General features: G+C 64.0%; 18 protein-coding genes and 1 other RNA gene. 15 read left to right on the top strand and 4 right to left on the bottom strand.

Annotation, left to right across the window (positions count from 1 at the left end; all coding sequences use genetic code 11):
* Window positions 1-5: 5 nt before the first annotated feature.
* From rnpB to DN412_RS03915, 6 genes are all read left to right on the top strand, one after another.
* An RNA gene (gene rnpB, locus DN412_RS03940) (RNase P RNA component class A) lies at window positions 6-346 on the top strand.
* A 455-nt stretch (window positions 347-801) separates the two neighbouring features.
* Window positions 802-2,187 (top strand): cytochrome-c peroxidase, encoded by a 1,386-nt coding sequence (locus tag DN412_RS03935; protein WP_208647561.1) that lies wholly within the window; start codon window positions 802-804, stop codon window positions 2,185-2,187.
* Between the two features lie 37 nt (window positions 2,188-2,224).
* Complete coding sequence (locus DN412_RS03930; protein ID WP_115013323.1) at window positions 2,225-3,634, top strand: porin; 1,410 nt, start codon at window positions 2,225-2,227, stop codon at window positions 3,632-3,634.
* A gap of 59 nt (window positions 3,635-3,693) precedes the next feature.
* Window positions 3,694-4,251, top strand: coding sequence for an FMN-binding protein (locus tag DN412_RS03925; RefSeq protein ID WP_115013322.1), 558 nt, complete (start codon window positions 3,694-3,696; stop codon window positions 4,249-4,251).
* A gap of 20 nt (window positions 4,252-4,271) precedes the next feature.
* On the top strand, window positions 4,272-5,120 hold the full coding sequence (locus tag DN412_RS03920) for an FAD:protein FMN transferase (protein WP_115013321.1): 849 nt from the start codon (window positions 4,272-4,274) through the stop codon (window positions 5,118-5,120).
* 17 nt (window positions 5,121-5,137) lie between these two features.
* Window positions 5,138-5,596, top strand: a complete 459-nt coding sequence (locus DN412_RS03915; protein WP_115013320.1) for a hypothetical protein — start codon at window positions 5,138-5,140, stop codon at window positions 5,594-5,596.
* Between the two features lie 30 nt (window positions 5,597-5,626).
* On the opposite strand, the gene DN412_RS03910 is transcribed toward DN412_RS03915, so the two are convergent.
* A complete protein-coding gene (locus tag DN412_RS03910) occupies window positions 5,627-6,049 on the bottom strand; it encodes an OsmC family protein (RefSeq protein WP_018008793.1) in 423 nt (140 codons plus the stop codon).
* A 727-nt stretch (window positions 6,050-6,776) separates the two neighbouring features.
* Here DN412_RS03910 and rplM point away from each other — a divergent pair.
* From rplM to erpA, 5 genes are all read left to right on the top strand, one after another.
* Entirely contained in the window at window positions 6,777-7,205 is a 429-nt protein-coding gene (gene rplM, locus DN412_RS03905; RefSeq protein WP_010813907.1) for a 50S ribosomal protein L13, read from the top strand.
* A 12-nt stretch (window positions 7,206-7,217) separates the two neighbouring features.
* Window positions 7,218-7,610 (top strand): 30S ribosomal protein S9, encoded by a 393-nt coding sequence (gene rpsI / locus DN412_RS03900; RefSeq protein WP_008646004.1) that lies wholly within the window; start codon window positions 7,218-7,220, stop codon window positions 7,608-7,610.
* 257 nt (window positions 7,611-7,867) lie between these two features.
* Window positions 7,868-8,356 carry a bactofilin family protein gene (locus tag DN412_RS03895; protein ID WP_115013319.1) on the top strand — a complete coding sequence of 163 codons (489 nt, stop codon included), beginning with the start codon at window positions 7,868-7,870 and terminating at the stop codon, window positions 8,354-8,356.
* A 1,234-nt stretch (window positions 8,357-9,590) separates the two neighbouring features.
* Window positions 9,591-11,288 carry a group II intron reverse transcriptase/maturase gene (gene ltrA / locus DN412_RS03885; RefSeq protein WP_115013318.1) on the top strand — a complete coding sequence of 566 codons (1,698 nt, stop codon included), beginning with the start codon at window positions 9,591-9,593 and terminating at the stop codon, window positions 11,286-11,288.
* Window positions 11,289-11,400: 112 nt separating this feature from the next.
* Complete coding sequence (gene erpA / locus DN412_RS03880) at window positions 11,401-11,769, top strand: iron-sulfur cluster insertion protein ErpA (RefSeq protein WP_010813904.1); 369 nt, start codon at window positions 11,401-11,403, stop codon at window positions 11,767-11,769.
* Window positions 11,770-11,829: 60 nt separating this feature from the next.
* Here the strand turns inward: erpA and DN412_RS03875 are convergent, their stop codons facing one another.
* Window positions 11,830-12,627: a phytanoyl-CoA dioxygenase family protein gene (locus DN412_RS03875; RefSeq protein ID WP_115013317.1), complete on the bottom strand. Its 798-nt coding sequence runs from the start codon at window positions 12,625-12,627 to the stop codon at window positions 11,830-11,832.
* 91 nt (window positions 12,628-12,718) lie between these two features.
* Here DN412_RS03875 and DN412_RS03870 point away from each other — a divergent pair, with 91 nt between their 5' ends.
* Window positions 12,719-13,630: a LysR family transcriptional regulator gene (locus DN412_RS03870; protein ID WP_115013316.1), complete on the top strand. Its 912-nt coding sequence runs from the start codon at window positions 12,719-12,721 to the stop codon at window positions 13,628-13,630.
* Window positions 13,631-13,633: 3 nt separating this feature from the next.
* Here DN412_RS03870 and DN412_RS03865 read toward each other — a convergent pair whose 3' ends face one another.
* Both DN412_RS03865 and DN412_RS03860 read right to left on the bottom strand, forming a co-directional pair.
* Entirely contained in the window at window positions 13,634-14,764 is a 1,131-nt protein-coding gene (locus DN412_RS03865) for an anhydro-N-acetylmuramic acid kinase (protein ID WP_115013315.1), read from the bottom strand.
* Window positions 14,765-14,775: 11 nt separating this feature from the next.
* A complete protein-coding gene (locus tag DN412_RS03860; RefSeq protein ID WP_115013314.1) occupies window positions 14,776-16,167 on the bottom strand; it encodes a M23 family metallopeptidase in 1,392 nt (463 codons plus the stop codon).
* A gap of 251 nt (window positions 16,168-16,418) precedes the next feature.
* Here DN412_RS03860 and tyrS point away from each other — a divergent pair, with 251 nt between their 5' ends.
* Genes tyrS through DN412_RS03845 form a run of 3 tightly spaced genes read left to right on the top strand, consistent with a single transcriptional unit; the run spans window position 16,419 to window position 18,833 of the window.
* Window positions 16,419-17,660, top strand: a complete 1,242-nt coding sequence (gene tyrS / locus DN412_RS03855) for a tyrosine--tRNA ligase (protein WP_115013313.1) — start codon at window positions 16,419-16,421, stop codon at window positions 17,658-17,660.
* A 12-nt stretch (window positions 17,661-17,672) separates the two neighbouring features.
* Window positions 17,673-18,134 carry a D-aminoacyl-tRNA deacylase gene (gene dtd / locus DN412_RS03850; RefSeq protein ID WP_078195294.1) on the top strand — a complete coding sequence of 154 codons (462 nt, stop codon included), beginning with the start codon at window positions 17,673-17,675 and terminating at the stop codon, window positions 18,132-18,134.
* Between the two features lie 51 nt (window positions 18,135-18,185).
* A complete protein-coding gene (locus tag DN412_RS03845) occupies window positions 18,186-18,833 on the top strand; it encodes a YbhB/YbcL family Raf kinase inhibitor-like protein (RefSeq protein WP_115013312.1) in 648 nt (215 codons plus the stop codon).
* Window positions 18,834-18,855: the final 22 nt, after the last annotated feature.

Raw genomic sequence — 18,855 nt, 5'->3', positions numbered from 1 at the left:
GCCGCAAAGCAGGCCAGACAACCGCTGCTTGCATCGTAAGGTGCAAGGGGAGGAAAGTCCGGACTCCACAGGGCAGGGTGTTGGCTAACAGCCATCCACGGCAACGTGCGGAATAGGGCCACAGAGACGAGTCTTGCCGCCGGGTTCGCCCGGCGGCAAGGGTGAAACGCGGTAACCTCCACCTGGAGCAATCCCAAATAGGCAGGCGATGAAGCGGCCCGCTGAGTCTGCGGGTAGGGAGCTGGAGCCGGCTGGTAACAGCCGGCCTAGAGGAATGGTTGTCACGCACCGTGTGCCGCAAGGCGGGCGGGGCGCACAGAATCCGGCTTATCGGCCTGCTTTGCTTCTTCTTCGGGATGACCCGGCCCGGCCGGCGGAATTCCCGCATCTCAGTCGTCGCCGCATTGGCAGACTGAATCACATCCCCAGGCTATTTCCCGCAACTGTCATGCGTCAGCATCTGTAAATGCTCGCATCGTCACGTCTGGTTATCGATGCAAGACATTCAGATCCGTATTCTAAAGTCTTATATATAAGACATCATTAACGAGCATCAATGTTTTTAAGAGAAGGCAAGATCGTCGTTCTTCTTTTAAATCCACATGGATTGCCCTGTAAGTGCGGCATGGCGGCAACACTTTGATGCGTCCGTGCGATTTTTTTGCGGTGAAGCAAATCCAGGCCTGGCTCTCCTCCATATAATCCGTAACGAAAATTGTTCGTATTACTAGTACGAACCCGCGTGTGACGCCTGAGCAGCAATATAAAAAGGCGTCCGCAATCCCAAGAGCCAGGAAATCCATGACAACGAATAACGGCAGCGCACGCGCGCGCTGCCACAGGGGAGGCGTGCGTGCGCTGGCCGGACTGGCTACTGCACTGTGCGCATGGCTGGTGGCCAGCTGCGGCGGCGGCGACGGCACGGGCAGCAGCGACGCTGCCAGCGCGACACCCGCCGGCAGCCAACTGTCCGCCATGGCGCAAGTCGGGGAGAAGCTTTTTACGGATACCGCGCTGTCGGCCTCCGGCAGGCAGTCGTGCGCGACCTGCCACGTGGCAAGCCGTGCCTTTGCGGGCGACGATCCGCTGGCAGTGCCGCTGGGCGGCCCTGGCATGGACCTGCCCGGCCTGCGCAACACGCCTGCGCTGGCCTACAACCAGTTCACGCCAAGCTTCAGTATCGGGGCCGACGGCAAGGCGGTGGGCGGCTTCTTCCGCGACGGCCGCTCGCCGTCGCTGGCCGACCAGGCCGAGAAGCCTTTCTTCACGCCGTTTGAAATGGCCAATGCTTCGCCGGAAGAACTGCTTGGGCGGTTGCTGACGCGGCCCTACCTTGACCAGTTCACGGCGGTGTTCGGCAAGGCGTCCGTGCAGGATGCCACCACTGCGCTGCACAACATCGGCCAGGCCCTGGCCCAGTACCAGAAGGAAGACCCGGCGTTCCGCCAGTTTTCCAGCAAGTACGACGCTTACCTGAAGGGCAGCGCATCGCTGACGCCGCAGGAACTGAATGGCCTGGCGCTCTTCAACAATCCGGCCAAGGGCAACTGCACGGCCTGCCACGTGTCCACGCCGACTGCCACCACGCCGGCGCTGTTTACCGACTTCAGCTATGACAACGTCGGCATTCCGCGCAACTGGAAGATCCCGGCCAACCTCGACGGCAATACGCTCAGCTATGTGCCGAAGAACGGCACCGCGCTGGGCGAGCCCAATCACGACTACTACGACCTCGGCCTGTGCGGCCCGCTGCGCGATGACCTGGCCTCGCGCACGTCGCGCTGCGGCGCCTTCAAGGTGCCCACGTTGCGCAATATCGCGCTGACGGGACCGTACTTCCATAACGGCGTGTTCAACACGCTGGAGGAAGTCGTGGCGTGGTACATCACGCGCGACACCGACCCTGGCCGCTGGTACACCAAGGCGGACGGCACCCCGGACATCCAGTACAACGACCTGCCGACCGCTTACGCCGGCAATGTCAACGTCAGCGAGGTGCCATATATCCCGGGCCTGGCGCCGACGCTGACCAACAGCGAGATGGCCGATCTCGTGCGCTTTCTCTGCACGCTGACCGATGGCTTCGATCCAGCCAATCCGTCGGCCTACACGGTACCGGCCCAGTGCAATGCCACCGAGGCCAGCGTGGCCGCCACGCGCGCAGGCGCGGCGGCCACCGCAAAGTAAGACACACATATACAGATAAACCAGGAAGGGGAGTGGGATGAAGAGGACCATGATTGCCGCTGCGGTGCTTGCCGTGGCAGGCACGCCGGCGTTCGCCGCAACGGCAGGCGCCAGCCCGGCAACGGTGCAGCAGCTCGAACGCAAGGTCGACGAGATGGCCAGCCAGCTGCAGGCGCTGCAGGCCGAACTCAAGGCCATGAAGGCGCAGAACGCCACGCTGGCATCGCAACAGCAGGCGCAGTCGCAGCAGCAGGCCGAGCAGACCGCCCAGGTGGCGCAGTTGCAGGCTTCGCAGGAGACCCTGCAACAGGTCGCCGCCAAGCCCTCGCCGCTCGACAACCTGAGCGTGTTCGGGTATGGCGAGATCAACTATTCGCGGCCCAGCCGCAATACCAACGATACGCGGGCCGACCTTGGCCGGGCGGTGTTCGGCTTTGGCTACCGCTTTGACGAAAAGACGCGCTTTGCTTCGGAGTTCGAGGTGGAGCACGCCATTGCCTCGTCGTCCGATGCCGGCGAGTTCGAAGTGGAACAGCTCTACATCGACCATATGTTTACCGACAAGGTCGGCATGACGGCCGGTGTGTTCCTGATGCCGGTGGGCCTGCTCAACGAACATCACGAACCCACCGCCTACTATGGCGTGTACCGCAACTTCATCGAGACGCTGATCATCCCGACCACCTGGCGCGAAGGCGGCTTTGCCTTGCACGGCAACACCGACTTCGGCCTGGACTGGAATGTTGGCCTCACCACCGGGCTTGACCTGTCCAAGTGGAATTTCACGCCGGAGACGCCGCTCTACAACTCCGCGCTTTCGCTGCAGACCAACGGCATCGGGCCGATGCAGGCCACCCACCAGGAAATGAGCCTGGCCAATGCGAAGAATGCCTCGCAGTACCTGTCGCTGAACTATCGCGGCGTGCCGGGGCTGCTGCTGGGCGGCTCGGTCTTCACGGGCAATGCCAATCCGGCGCCGGGTGCGGGCAGCCAGCGTGCCACGCTGTGGGAAACCCACGCGCGCTGGACGCCGGGCAAATGGGACCTGTCCGCGCTTTATGCGCAAGGCAGCATCAGCAATACGGCGCAGGTCAATGCGCAGTTCCCGGGCACGGCCAACCCCATGCCGGCTTCGTTCTACGGCTGGTACCTGCAGGCTGCGTACAACGTCTGGCAGCATGACAAGTACCGCGCCACGCCGTTCCTGCGCTACGAGCGCTATAACATGGGCGCCAAGTACGAAGGCATTGCCCCCGGCTTTTCGGCAACGCCCAGCGGACCGGTCACTGCCGACGGCGCTACATTTGCCAGGCCTTATGACACGGTCTGGACTGCAGGCATGAACTTCTATCTGAACCCGAACGTCGTGTTCAAGATCGACTATCAGTGGTTCCGCACCAATAGTAGTTTCAACCGCCTCGACCTGGGCCTGGGCGTTTCGTTCTGACGCCCTGATCCGCAATTCCCGCACGGCCCGGCTGGGCCGTGCGGGGCAAGGAAGCACCAATGCGCTATCAGCCTGTTCCCACCTTGCTTGTCTGCACCGCCGCGCTGTCGGGCGGCTTTGTCGTGACCAGCGTGCATGCCGCCGAGTACATGAGCGTTGCCGAGAGCCAGAAGCAGATGTTCGCGGACGCCACCGAATTCACGCCCGTGATGGTGGCGCTCAACCCGGACCAGCTCAGGCAGCTGGCCGAACGTGCTGGTGGCCCGGCCCGGACGGGTGCCTGGCGCATCTGGCAGGCGCGCCAGGGCACGAAGCTGCTTGGCTACGTGGTGGCCGACGCGGTGATCGGCAAGTTTGAGCTGATCAACTATGCCGTGGCGCTGACCCCCGCTGGCGAGATCCGCGACGTCGAGATCCTGGCCTACCGCGAGAGCCATGGCTATGAAGTCCGCAACAAGCCGTGGCGCAGTCAGTTCACCGGCAAGTCCGCGCGCTCGGCGCTGCGCATCGGCGACGATATCGAGAACATCAGCGGCGCGACGCTGTCCTGCACCCACCTCACCGACGGTATCCGCCGCATCGCCGTGATGGCGCAGATGGCGCTGGGTCCGCAATAGGCGACGCCGGGCGTCACGCCATGCCGGAACGATTGCGCCGCGCCCGCCCGCTGCTGGGCACCCTGGTGGAGATCGAGGCGCGCGGTGCCGGGGCTGCGCTGGCCCTGGCGGCTGCATTTGCGGCCGTGGAACAGGTGCATCAACTGATGAGCCGCCACAGTCCGGCCAGCGATATCGGACGGCTGAATGCAGCGCCCGTCGGGGTTCCGGTCCGGGTGGATGCGCGCACGCTGCGCGTGCTGGAGCTGGCCGCGACGTTGCACGCGGCCAGCGAGGGCGCTTTCGATTGTGCATACGGTGGGGCGGCCGATGCTGAGCCCGATGTTGAGCCCGATAGGGCGCGCGACCAGCCCTCCTGGAGCATCGAGGGCGAGACCGTGCTCAGGCATGGTCCCGCGCAGCTTGACCTGGGCGGGATTGCCAAGGGTTATGCGGTGGATTGCGCGATCGAGGCCGCGCGAGCCGCACTAGCCGGAGAGACGCTCAGCTATTTGCTGGTCAACGCTGGCGGCGACATGCGTCATGCCGGCGCGGTGCCGGCACAGGTGGCACTGCGTGATCCCGGTGCGCCGGCGCGCACGGTGCTGGCCTGGACCCTGCGCAATGCCGCCATTGCCAGTTCGGCAGTCGGCGGCCTGACGCCCGCGCGTGGGCAGGCCCCGCGCATTGCTGGCCGACCGCGCAGTTCGCCGTTGCCGGCGAGCGCCGGCGCCAGCGTACTGGCGCCCAGTTGTATGCTTGCCGACGCCCTGACCAAGGTGGTGCTGGCGGCCGGCGCGCCCCGGCATCCGCTGCTCGCCAGGCTTGGCGCCTGTACGCTGGTCTACGGCGATGGCACACTGCCGGCTGGCGCCATTCCATTTTCCTGACCCGTAGCCCTGACGAGATGCACGACAGACATTTCCTGACGCACCCGCCTCGGCAGGCCTTCCGTATTCAGCGCCAGCGCCGCATCGCGCTGTATGCGGCATTCGGGCTGCTGCTGCTGACCGGCGCGGCGTGGCTGCTGCTGCGCTGGCTGGTGGCCGAACCGGAGGTGCAGGCACCCTGGATGGCCTGGAGCATGAAGGCACATGGCGCCGCGGCGCTGGCAGCCATGTTCTTGCTGGGCTCGATCTGGTCCGCGCATATCCGCCATGCCTGGATGCGCCGCCGCAACCGGCTCGCCGGCGGACTGTTCGCCGCCGGCACGGCGTTGCTGGTCATGACCGGCTACGGCCTTTACTACTTCAATGGCGAGGACGTGCGCAGCATCACCGAGTGGCTGCACTGGACTGCAGGCGTGACGCTCGGGCTGCTGTTCTGGCTGCACCTGCAGCTTGGCCGCAGGGTGCGGCGCGCGTGACGGCACCGTTCCTGCAGAAGGATCCGGAAGTCAGCCCTCGACGATTTCCAGCGTGTGCGTGATCTCGGCCGTCTTGGCCAGCATGATCGACGCCGAGCAGTACTTCTCGTGCGACAGCTTGATCGCGCGCTCGACCGTGGCGGGGTTGAGATTCTTGCCGGTCACCACAAAATGGAAGTTGATGCGGGTGAAGACCTTGGGGTCCTCGCCGGCGCGCTCGGCCTGCAGCTGCACGCTGCAGCCGGTGACGTCCTGGCGGCCGCGCTTGAGGATCAGCACCACGTCATAGGCGGTGCAGCCGCCGGTGCCCAGCAGCACCATTTCCATCGGCCGCGGTGCCAGATTATGGCCGCCGCCCTCGGGCGCACCGTCCATGGCAACGATATGGCCGCTGCCGGTCTGGGCCACGAAGCTCATGCCGTCGGCACCCATCCATGTCACTTTGCATTCCATTTTGTTCGTTCCTGTCGTTTATATTGTGTGTTTCCGGTCACAAGCGCGTGATCACGAATCTTGCAATTCTCAGTATATGGCACCGTCAAGTCCACGCTTTCGATGCCGATAACCTTAGAAATCCCGAGGGTTTCCTCTAATCAGTCAGATCCGTGACACGCCAGGCATCTTCCTAAGTTATTGATTTTTAAGTGAATAGCGTAGATTCGCAAGGTCTTTCCAACTTTCCATGATGCGAAATCGTATTTCGTAGTGCAGATTCCCCTTGCATCCGGATAAACCCTAGGTATAATTCCAATCATTGAACGACGGCGCTGACAGCGCGCCAGAGTGCGAAACCGAAGCCTCCGGGCCAGGTCGCCGCACCGCCCGCCAGTCTCTCCGTCGATCTCCAAGTGTCTCCTCCACCCTCCTCCTTTGGTGGATTCAAACCCAAGCTCAACGGCTTGGGTTTTTTTTCGCCCCTACGCTCCGGCGCGCGCCGCACGTTGCCAAGTGCACTGCGCTGCGCTGGTTCGGCCGCCAACTGCAACGATCTTGACGAAAAGGTCAGGCTTTGCTTGTGCGGTCCCCGTGGACGCCAGTATAATGGAAGGCTTTCCGTCATACCCGCGGAAGAAGAAGCAGGACCAGGCCAGCCTTCACGGGCCAGCCACAAGACTTGCAGGGGCGAGCACAAGCCTTCGCGAGTCGGATTTCGGGTACGAACTAATAGTCAGGAAAAATCATGAAGACCTTTTCCGCCAAGCCTCATGAGGTAAAGCGCGACTGGTACGTGATTGACGCGACGGACAAAGTCCTCGGCCGTGTCGCCAGCGAAGTGGCACGCCGTCTGCGCGGCAAGCACAAGCCGGAATTCACTCCGCACGTCGACACGGGTGATTACATCATCATCGTCAATGCAGCCAAGCTGCGTGTCACGGGTACCAAGGAAACGGACAAGAAGTACTATCGCCATTCGGGCTACCCGGGCGGTATCTACGAAACGACGTTCGGCAAGATGCAGCAGCGTTTCCCGGGCCGTGCCCTGGAGAAGGCTGTCAAGGGCATGCTGCCGAAGGGTCCGCTGGGCTACGCGATGATCAAGAAGCTGAAGGTTTACGCCGAAGCTGAGCATCCGCATGAAGCGCAGCAGCCCAAGGCGCTGGAAATCTAAGGAGGCCAATCCATGATCGGTAACTGGAATTACGGTACTGGCCGCCGCAAGAGCGCTGTGGCACGTGTCTTCATCAAGTCGGGCAAGGGCGACATCATCGTCAACGGCAAGCCCATCAAAGAGTATTTCGCTCGCGAAACCTCGCTGATGATCGTGCGCCAGCCGCTGGAACTGACCGCTCACGCTGAAACGTTCGACATCAAGGTCAACGTGACCGGCGGTGGCGAAACCGGCCAGGCCGGTGCAGTGCGTCACGGCATCACCCGTGCCCTGATCGACTACGATGCGACCCTGAAGCCTACCCTGTCGAAGGCTGGCTACGTCACGCGCGATGCACGTGAAGTCGAACGTAAGAAGGTCGGTCTGCACAAGGCGCGTCGCCGCAAGCAGTTCTCGAAGCGCTGATGCGTTTTCGCGGGTCCGGCCCTGCCGGATCTTGCGAGACTAGAAAAAACCGCACGCTGGCCGTGCGGTTTTTTTTCGCCCGCAGGGTACGGGAATGCACTGGTCTGCCGAAAAAGCGAGCGGGTTGACCATACTTTTGTGGGGTATGGACTGCACGCGGCTACAATCACGCCCTGTCGCCATCGGCAAGTGCAGCTTGCCGGCGCGAATGCGCCGCGGCCGGAGGGTTCGGCACGAACGAGAGAGGAGTGAGAGTCATGCTGTTTTCGAAAAAGAAGGGCCTTTCGATCGATACGCTGATCGGCGAAGACACCGCCATCGACGGCGACCTGGTGTTTGCCGGCGGCCTGCGCCTCGATGGCCGCGTGCGCGGCAACGTCACTGCGGCGCCGGGCAAGCCGAGCATGCTGGTGGTCAGCGAGAAGGGTATGGTCGAGGGCGAGATCAGCGTCGGCCACCTGGTGCTGAACGGCACCGTCAAGGGCCCGGTGCAGGCCACCGACCTGCTTGAACTGCAGCCGCATGCGCGGGTGCTCGGCGACGTGCGCTATGCGGCGCTCGAAATGCACCAGGGTGCGCTGGTCGAAGGCCGCCTGATGCCACTGGTGCAGGGCGAGATCAAGGCGCTGCCGAACCTGGTCGAGGCTATGCCGGCTGTCGAAGTGACGGAAGCGGCTGATGGCACTGCCGCCACCGCAGACGAAACCCCCGCTGCCGACGCCAGTCCCACCGAAAAGGCTGCCTGAGTGGCACCTTGCACGCCGGGAACCCCTTGAAAATGCAGGGTTTCGGCACGAACTTCCAGTAGCGCTTAGAATACAGGCGTATCGTGCGACACGCACTTATCGTGTCCGGGCAGCTCCAACGTAAGGAGCATCGACCTTGTTGGGACACGGAAAGGCTTCGGCCAGACCGTCTAATTCCAACCAATTTCTTGCTTAGACGAACCCAGCCGAACAGCCAGGGGGAGTCCGATGTGCTGCGGGAGCCGGAGTATTGGTTACCCGCGGCTTGGTTTCTGCTGGATGAATTTCCAGCCATTGCCCAAGGGCGGGGACGCTCGCCTTTGGGCGAGTTTCTTTGTAAACGCCTCCTCTACGGAGGGTGCGGGCGGTTGCGCAACGTCAGTTTGGTTGCGAAGTCGCTATACGGCATTTAAACCGAACCAGTCGGGTCGGCGCTGTACGCCTTGGGACGGAGGTCTGCGCTCGAAAGAGCTCACCCACCGTCAAGCGCTCGCCAATATGGGAGCACATGAAGTAGGAAGTGAGGTCCCGGAGCGCAAGCTCTGCGCGTTATGGTTCGGTCGAATGTGCCTGTGAGGGTGTTTCGATAGAGAACCTGCTATGCGACTAGCAGTAGCCTAAGGGGACATGCGTCACTGGTAACGGTGGGGTGTGAAGCTCTCCTGACAATGTTTCCCCCGCAAGGGTGTCGCCTAGTCGTGAGACTGGACGGCAGAGACTCCGAGCAGCAATTGGGGTTGAGGAGCTAGGCTGGCTGGCATGGGCAACGTATGTGAACTGCTGGTAAACGTCGTCAGTATTGAGGTGCCAAAGCTGCTGATAGGCATCAACCAAAAGGTGTGCGGTTGGTTGTTCCGCTGGTACGCCGGAACACGTCGCCATACAACCGCCGGCGGAAAGGCAGGCCCTAACCCAGTCGTGTAATGCGCAGGGAACGTGGTAAGCCCGTATGGCTGCCGGAGCGCAGTTTGGCTCAGGCAGGCGAACCGCAAGGAACGCTGTTGGCTGTGCGGGTATGGGAGGTTGGAGAAAGCGAATGCCGGGCTGTAATGGCTCGGATAGGGATTGAAACATCATCCCACGCGAAAGCGGGCAGAATTCCAACTGGTCAATCGTCGCAGGACGGCTGACTAATCTCGCTTGTTTAAATTTTCTTCCCTTGAGGGGCAACACGTCCCTCAAGGGGCGTGCTGTCTCTTGATGTTGGGGAAGATCCTCAAGATAGGAGAGCAGCATGGAAGCATTGATCCGCAAGGATGAATCTGCGCTCTCCGGCGGGCCGCAAACCTGGGGTGCCATTGATTGGCACCGCGTGGAGCGGAACGTCCAAGAGATGCAGATTCGAATTGCGAAGGCGACACAGGAAGGGGATTGGCGCAGGGTGAAAACTTTGCAACGGTCTCTGACCCGCTCGTTTTCTGCCAAAGCATCGGCAGTGAAGCGAGTGACGGAGAACCAAGGTAAGCGAACGGCAGGCGTCGATCGCGAAAAATGGGACTCGCCTGAAACCCGATGGGAAGCCATCGGGCGGTTGAAGCGCCGGGGATATAGACCTTTGCCACTACGGAGGGTTTTTATCCCCAAGGCCAATGGGAAGGAGCGCCCTTTGGGCATTCCGACCATGTTGGACAGAGCCATGCAAGCGCTGTATTTGCTGGCCCTGGAGCCGGTGTCCGAAGGGACGAGCGATCCGAACTCTTATGGGTTTCGGATCAACCGCTCTACCGCGGACGCCATGTCTCAGCTATTCCTAAACCTGTCCAGAAAGGCTTCGGCCCAATGGATCTTGGAAGCGGACATCAAAGGCTGCTTTGACCATATCAGTCACGACTGGCTGGAGAGCAATGTCCCTATGGACAAAGCAATCCTTCGGAAGTGGTTGAAAGCTGGCGTGGTATTTCAAGGCCAGCTTCAGGCGACCAAAGCCGGAACACCGCAGGGGGGCATCATTTCCCCCACTCTGGCAAACGTTGCGCTGAACGGGTTGGAACGACAACTGGTTAAGTCTCTCGAGACTAAACTGGGCGTGGTCAACACGAAGAAGCTAAAAGTGAATGTGGTGCGCTATGCGGACGACTTCGTGATCACTGGCAGTACGCCGGAGATCCTAGAAAGCGAAGTGAAGCCGTGGGTGGAACAGTTCCTGGCAGTACGGGGGCTGACGCTATCGACGGAGAAAACGCGGATCGTCAATATCGCTGATGGCTTTGACTTCCTCGGGTGGAATTTCCGGAAGTATTCGGGAACGCTGCTCATTAAGCCGAGCAAGAAGAATGTGCAAACGTTCTATCGCAAGGTGAAAGGGGTCATCAGTGCCAACAAGACGGCGAAGCAAGTGAACATCATCAACTTGCTGAACCCGATGCTTAGGGGCTGGGCGCAGTATCACAGCCCGGTGGTTGCGAAGGCCACGTTCAACCGCTTGGAGTATGCAGTATCCAAGGCTCTATGGCGGTGGGCGAAACGGCGACATCCACAGAACACCACCGATTGGGTGCGGAAGAAGTACTACGCGCCAGTCGGGGATCGGAGTTGGGTGTTTGGAACCACGATCGTGGATGACGGCGGCAATAGCCGATGGGTGGGGCTTTATTCCCTTGCGGGTACGCCTATCCAAAGGCACAAGAAGGTTCGAGGGGGCTATCACCCCTTCGACCCAGCGCAGGAAAGATACGGCGAAACGCTGCGTCAGGAGCGGATGTTAAACAACATGTCGCACCGGAAGCAGTGGATTAAGCTCTACATTTCCCAGCGGGGCTTGTGTGCGGTATGTGAGTGCAAGATCACCAAAGAGACAGGATGGGAAGACCATCACATCGAGTACCGTACATACGGAGGCTCGGACGCTCTAGGGAATCGTGTGCTGCTACACCCTGATTGCCACAAGCAAGTGCACCACCACGGCAGACCCGTAGTGAAACCGGTACAATAAACCGTACTTTGAAAGGCTTGAGCCGTATGCGGGGAAACTCGCACGTACGGTTCTTAGGGGGGGATGGGTCAGCAATGACCTGTCCCTACCCAACTAAACAGGAGAACACCCCATGAACGCAGTCGCAGAGGCACCCGTTACCGAGGACGTGCCGGCACCGTTCGTCTTTACCGACAGCGCCGCCGACAAGGTCAAGCAGTTGATCGAGGAAGAGGGCAATGCCGAACTGAAACTGCGCGTGTTCGTGCAGGGCGGCGGCTGCTCCGGCTTCCAGTATGGCTTCACCTTCGATGAGGAAGTCAACGAAGACGACACCACCATGGTCAAGAACGGCGTCACCCTGCTGATCGACTCGATGAGCTACCAGTACCTGGTCGGCGCCGAGATCGACTACAAGGAAGACATCAACGGCGCGCAGTTCGTGATCAAGAACCCGAATGCCTCGACCACCTGTGGTTGCGGCTCGTCGTTCTCGGTCTGATCTCCCCCGGTCCCTGGAAAAAACGCACCTTCGGGTGCGTTTTTTCTTTTGCGGGCCGGATTACCGCGCGGCGCGCCAGACCACGGGAAACCAGTCCTCGCGCATGCGCTCGCCGCTCTGTTGCCCGATGCCGGGGAACGGCGGCGAGGTACGCCCGGGCCGCTGCATGAAGCGCACGTCGTCGCCCAGGAAACGGGCCGAGAACGCGCGCCGCCGCCCGGTGCCGGTATTGCCGGCGGCGCCGTGCACGGTGCGGAAGTCGAACACCACCGCATCGCCCGGCTCCAGCTCGGGGGCGAGCAGCGTGTAGCTGCCGTCTTCCACGTCGGGCATCTCCATGAAGGCATCGTCGCCTCCATAGAAGTTCTCGTTGCTGGCCCAGCGCTTGGGGCGCACCAGCCGCGGCCAGCGGTGCGAGCCCGCCACCACGCGCAGCGTATTGGCCTGCGTCACCGGGTCGAGCGGGATCCAGTAGCTCGCGGTCTGGGTACCGTCGACGCAGTAATAAGGCAGGTCCTGGTGCCACGGCGTGGGCTTGGACGTGCCGGGCTCCTTGACCAGGATGTGCTCATGGAACACCTGCACCGCCTGCGACTGCATGATGCGTGCGGCAATGGCCGCCGCCGGCGACTGGCGGATAAAGGCATCGAACGGGGCGATGCGCTGCCAGTTGCAGTAGTCCTCGAAAAAGCGCCCGCCCTCGCCGGGCCGCACGTTCTCGATGGCGAAGGGGCCGGGCTCGGCGAGGTTCTGCGCGAAACCGTCGCGCAGCCGCTCGACCCAGTCGGCGAAGGCGCCGCGCAGCACCAGCACGCCGTCGCGCTGGTAGGTGTCGATCTGTTCCTGGGTGATGTCCATGGCGAAGTTGTGTGAGGGGCGACGCGCCCAGTATCGCCATGCACCGGGGATAGGAAAAGCATATATTTCCTATGTTGCGATATAGGAAATCATGATCCCTTTCTCCTTCCGTCAGCTCGAATACTTCGTCGCCGCGGCCGAGCACGGCAGCATCAGCGCCGCCGCCCGCGCGCGCCATGTGTCGCAGCCCTCGGTGTCCACCGCCATCGCCCAGCTGGAAGACACGCTGGGCGAGCCGCTCTTCCTGCGCCAGGTCAGCCGTGGACTATCCCTGACACCGGCCGGGCAGCGCCTGCTTGGGCGCGCCCGCGACATCCTTGCGCTGGCCGCCGGCCTTACCGTGGATGACGGCACCGGCCGGGGCCTAAACGGCCAACTGTCGCTGACCTGCTTCCAGGACCTCGGGCCGTACTTCGTGCCGCGCCTGCTGGCGGGGCTGCGCCGGCGCCATCCCCGCATCTCGGTGACGCTGTTCGAAGCCGACCTGGCAACCGTCCACCGCACGCTGCAGGCGGGCAAGGCCGAACTGGCGCTGACCTATGAGTTGGGGCTCGACGCCCGCACCGAACGCCACACGCTGGCGGAGCTGGCGCCCTACGCCTTGCTGCCCGCCGCCCATCCTCTGGCAGGCGGTACGGAAGTCAGCCTGGCCGACCTTGCCGGCGAGCGGCTGATCCTCGAAGACATCCCGCAGACGCGCGAGTACTTCCTGTCGCTGTTCTGGGCCCACGGGCTGCACCCTATGCTGCACCAGTACACACAGACCTTCGAGATGCAGCGCGGACTGGTGGCGCACGGCTATGGCGTGGCGCTGTCGTGCACGCGCCCGGCTGGTGACCACAGCTACGACGGCGTGCCGATCGCCTGCCTGCCGCTGCGCGAGCCGGTGACGCCGCAGCGCGTGGTGCTGGCGCATTCGCCGGCCATGCGGGCCTCGCCGCTGACGCAGGCGTTCATGGATTGGGTTGAGAAAGAGGGCGGTGGCGCGATGCGCCAGCCGTAGGGCTCAGCGCGGATAGATCGCGCCCAGCACGCGCGGCCCGGCGGCGCCGGTCACGGTGGGCACGTTGCCGGGCAGGCGCAGCAGGCACTGGCGCGCCAGCCAGGCAAAGGCGATCGCTTCGACCTGCGACACCGGCACGCCGTAGTCTTCCGAGGTCTCGATGGCCACGCCGGGCAAGGCCTGCGCCAGCCGGGCCATCACGAACGCATTGCGGGCGCCGCCGCCGCAGACGATCAGGCGGCGCGCGTCGGGCGCGCAGGTGCGCACGTCGCGTGCGATGGCCTCGGCCGTCAGCGCGGCCAGCGTCGCCTGCACATCGGCAGGCGCGAGGTGTTGGAACGCGGCGAGGCGAGTATCGAGCCAGCCCGGATGGAACAGGTCGCGCCCGGTGCTCTTGGGGGGCGCGGCGTTGAAGTAGGGCTCGGCCAGGCACTGCGCCAGCAGCGCGGCGTCGACGCGCCCGCTGGCGGCCCAGTCGCCGTTGCTGTCGAAGGGCAGGCCGCGGTGGCGGCCGATCCAGTAGTCGAGCAGCGCATTGCCGGGGCCGCAGTCGAAGCCGCTGACGGCGCCGCCGGCCGCGGGCAGGATGCTGATGTTGGAGATGCCGCCGATATTGCAGGCAACGCGGGTTTCAGCCTCGCTGCCGAACAGCGCATGGTGCAGCGCTGGCACCAGCGGCGCGCCCTGGCCGCCGGCGGCGATATCGCGGCTGCGGAAGTCCGCCACCACGTCGATCTTGGCCAGTTCGGCCAGCCGTGCAGGATGCTGGCTCTGGCGGGTGTAGCCGATGCCGTCATACAGCCCCGGCCGGTGGCGGATGGTCTGCCCATGGGCGCCGATGGCGGCCACCGAGGCGGCGTCGATGCGGGCCTCGCGCAGCAGGGTGGCGACGCAGTCCGCATACACCTGCGCCAGCGCATTGGCCGCCAGCGCCTCGCGACGGATCTCGTCCTCGCCGGGCTGCTGCAGGGCGCCAAAGGCCGCGCGCAGCGTGCCGGGGAAGGGCTGGCTGGCGGCGGCCAGCACCACGGGCCGGGCGCCGCTGAAGTCCACCAGCACCGCATCGGCACCATCCATGCTGGTGCCGGACATGATGCCGATATAGCGTTCGCTGCCAGGCACGGGCTGGGTCACGGTGGGCGCGGTCAGTTGGAGGCGGTCAGCACGTTGTAGGTGCGCAGCGCATTGATGCGGCTGAGCAGCCCGCTGGTATACGTCAGGAATTCCTGGCGCGACTTGCCGGTCAGCGCCGGCGACTCCATCAGCGTGATGGTCAGCGGGTTCTGCGGCACGTCGTTGAAGCGGAACTCGTAGTGCAGGTGCGGGCCGGTGGCCCAGCCGGTCGAGCCGACATAGCCGATCAGCTGGCCCTGGCGCACCGGCTGCCCCTGGCGCATGCCGGCAAAGCCGGACAGGTGCGCGTAGTAGGTCGAGTAGCCGTTGGCGTGGTTCAGGATGACGATATTGCCGTAGCCGTTCTGCTGGCCCACGAACTCGACCACGCCGTCGCCGGTGGCCAGCACCTTGGTGCCGGTCGGGGCGGCGAAGTCGACGCCCTTGTGCTGCGCCCAGTCATGATGCAGCGGATGCTCGCGGCCGCCGAAGCCCGACGATACGCGCGAGAACTCCACCGGCGAACGCAGGAACGGCCGCTTCATGCTGCGCCCGTCGAAGGTGTAGTAGGCACCGCCGTCCTTGCTGTCCTCGGGCGCGAACCACAGCGCCTGGTGCAGCTGGTTGCGGTTGATCAGCTCCACCGCGACCACGCGGCCGTTGCGCACGAAGGTGCCGTCGCGAAAGCCCGCTTCATAGATGATGCGGAAGCGGTCGCCGCTGGCGATATCGTGGTGGAAGTCGATCACGCCGGAGAAGATCGACAGCATCTGCTGCACGACTTCGTCGGGCACGTTGGCCGCATCCATGGCCTTGAAGAAGCCGCCGGCGGCAATCGCGCCCGAGGCCATCTCGTAGTGCACGTCGTTGTCGACGCGCTCCACCTTGGCCTTGTAGGCGGCGGCGGTGTCGCCGTCGGCCGGGCGCACGCGCTCGATCACCAGCTCGCGCGAGGCCGCGGCGTCGCCGCCGAGGTTGGCCTGCAGCGACACCAGCGTATTGCTTTCGTCGATCTCCGCCTGCACCGCCTGGCCCGGGTTCAGGTTGAACAGGCCGCGCGCGGTGGGGTTCTTGACGATAAACGCTTGCGCATCGGCATCGTCCACGCCCAGCCGCCTGAGCAGGCTGGCTATGGTGTCGCCGCGCTGCATGCGCTCTTCGCGCACGTAGACGGCTTCGTTATCGGTAAGCTGTTCGAGCTGCTCGCGCACGTCGGGCATGCGCAGCACTTGCTGCGTGCGCGGGGCACGCGGATCATCATAGGCGCTGCGCGGCGCGACACCCATCGCCGCGGCCATGCCGAGCGTGAAGATTGCGCCTACCGAGGCTGTCAGTTGTTTGCGCCGCCGCGCGTGCTGGGGGTTGGTCGGATCGACGAGAACCACCAGCTCACGCGCGAAAACTTCGCGGAGTCTGGACCACATCACGTAAAATTCAACCTTGGTCTGAGCCCGCTGCCGGGGACGATGTGTCTCGTCTGCCTTCCTCCCCCGAGGTGCGGCGCGTGCTGGTCAGTGTTCAGTATTATTTGGCCGCCTGCCTTGCTTCACAAAGTGGCGGGTGGCGCACGGAAAAGACTCCCGTGGGCGCCGGGAAACGCGGATTATACCAAAATCCGGCCCTGGCGGCTGTCGGGAAATTTCCTAAAATTTCAAGTATTTCAAAGACTTACGTCATGACTGAAGTTGCCTCGGGCCCCACGGCCAAATACCCCCTGACGCCGTCGGTGATGCAGGCCCTGGAAGTCTCCAAGCGAGGCTGCGACGAACTGCTGATCGAATCCGAATGGGCGCAGAAGCTGGCGCGCAGCGAGGCCACCGGCGTGCCGCTGCGCATCAAGCTGGGCCTGGACCCGACCGCGCCCGACATCCATATCGGCCATACCGTGGTGCTGAACAAGCTGCGCCAGCTGCAGGACCTCGGCCACCAGGTCATCTTCCTGATCGGCGACTTCACCTCGACCATCGGCGATCCGTCGGGCCGCAACAGCACGCGCCCGCCGCTGACGCGCGAGCAGATCGAGGCCAACGCCCAGACCTACTACCGCCAGGCCAGCCTGGTGCTCGACCCGGCCCGCACCGAGATCCGCTACAACAGCGAGTGGTGCGATCCGCTGGGCGCGCGCGGCATGATCCAGCTGGCAGCCAAGTACACCGTGGCCCGCATGATGGAGCGCGACGACTTCACCAAGCGCTTCCGCTCCGGGATTCCGATTTCGGTGCATGAGTTCCTCTACCCGCTGATGCAGGGCTATGACTCGGTCGCGCTCAAGTCCGACCTGGAGCTGGGCGGCACCGACCAGAAGTTCAACCTGCTGGTCGGGCGCGAGCTGCAGAAGGAATACGGCCAGGAGCCGCAGTGCATCCTGACCATGCCGCTGCTGGTGGGCCTGGACGGCGTCGAGAAGATGTCCAAGTCCAAGGGCAACTACGTCGGCGTGACCGAGGCGCCCAACGAGATGTTCGGCAAGCTGATGAGCATCTCGGACGACCTGATGTGGCAGTACTACACGCTGCTGTCGTTCCGCCCGCTCGCCGAGATCGACCTGATGAAGCAGGAAATCGCCGGTGGCCGCAATCCGCGCGACTGCAAGGTGTTGCTGGCGCAGGAGATCGTGGCGCGCTTCCACAGCCAGGCCGATGCCGGGAAGGCGCTGGAAGACTTCAATCACCGCGCCCGCGGCGGCGTGCCGGACGATATCCCGGCAGTGAGCCTGAGCGGCGCGCCGCTGGGCATCGCCCAGCTGCTCAAGCAGGCCAACCTGGTGCCGTCCACTTCGGAGGCCAACCGCAATATCGAGCAGGGCGGCGTCAAGATCGACGGCGCCACGGTCAGCGACAAGGCCACCAGGGTGGCCGCGGGCACCTACGTCGTGCAGGTCGGCAAGCGCCGCTTTGCGCGCGTGACGCTGGCCTGAGGCGGGGCCGGGATGATCGCGCTGATCCAGCGGGTGGCCCAGGCCCGCGTCACGGTCGAAGGCCGCACCACTGGTGAAATCGGCGCCGGCCTGCTGGCGCTGGTCTGCGCCGAGCGCGGCGACACCGAGGCTCAGGCCGAGCGGCTGCTGGCCAAGATGCTGTCGTACCGGGTGTTTTCCGACGCGGCCGGCAAGATGAACCTGCCGGTGCAGAACATGGACGGCAACGGCAACCCCGGCGGCCTGCTGGTGGTGTCGCAGTTCACGCTGGCGGCCGATACCAACAGCGGCACGCGGCCCAGCTTTACGCCCGCTGCCTCGCCCGAGGACGGCCGCCGCCTGTACGAGCATTTTGTCGCGCAGGCGCGCGCCGCCCATCCGCAGGTGCAGACCGGCGAGTTCGGCGCGATGATGCAGGTCAGCCTGGTCAACGACGGCCCGGTCACTTTCTGGCTGCGCGTGCCGCCGGCCTGAACCGATTCCAAGCTGCCGCGCCCAGCCGCGGCACCAAGACAGGAGAGACAAATGAAACTCTGGAGCAAGTCCTTCAACGACAACGCGCCGATTCCCGGCGAGTTCGCCTTCTGCGTGCCCGACGCAGCCGCCCACGTGGCCCTGTCGAACAACCGCAATCCCGACCTGCACTGGGAAGACGCCCCGGCCGAGACGCGCTCGTTCGTGCTGATCTGCCACGACCGCGACGTCCCCAGCAAGGGCGACGACGTCAACCAGGAAGGCCGCGAAGTGCCGGCCTCGCTGCCGCGCGTGGATTTCTTCCACTGGGTGCTGGTCGACATCCCGCCGGGCCTGACCTCGATCGCGGCGGGCTCGCACAGCGACGGCGTGATCGCGCGCGGCAAGCCGGGTCCCGAAGCCACCGGCGGCACCGCCACCGCGGGCGGCCTGCGGCACGGCATCAACGACTACACCGGCTGGTTCGCCGGCGATGCCGACATGAAGGGCGACTACTACGGCTATGATGGCCCGTGCCCGCCGTGGAACGATACGCTGCTGCACCACTACGTGTTCACGCTGTATGCACTGGACCTTGACCGGCTGCCGCTGGACGGCACCTTTACCGGCACCCAGGTGCGCGAGGCAATCCAGGGCCACGTGCTGGCGCAGGCCAGCCTCACCGGCACCTATACGCTGAACCCGAAGCTGGCGAAGTAACGCCGGGCCGGTGCCGCGCCAG

The sequence above is a fragment of the Cupriavidus lacunae genome (genome assembly GCF_003353055.1).
In the GTDB taxonomy this organism is placed as follows: domain Bacteria; phylum Pseudomonadota; class Gammaproteobacteria; order Burkholderiales; family Burkholderiaceae; genus Cupriavidus; species Cupriavidus lacunae.
This window is presented reverse-complemented; position numbering and strand designations above follow the sequence as displayed.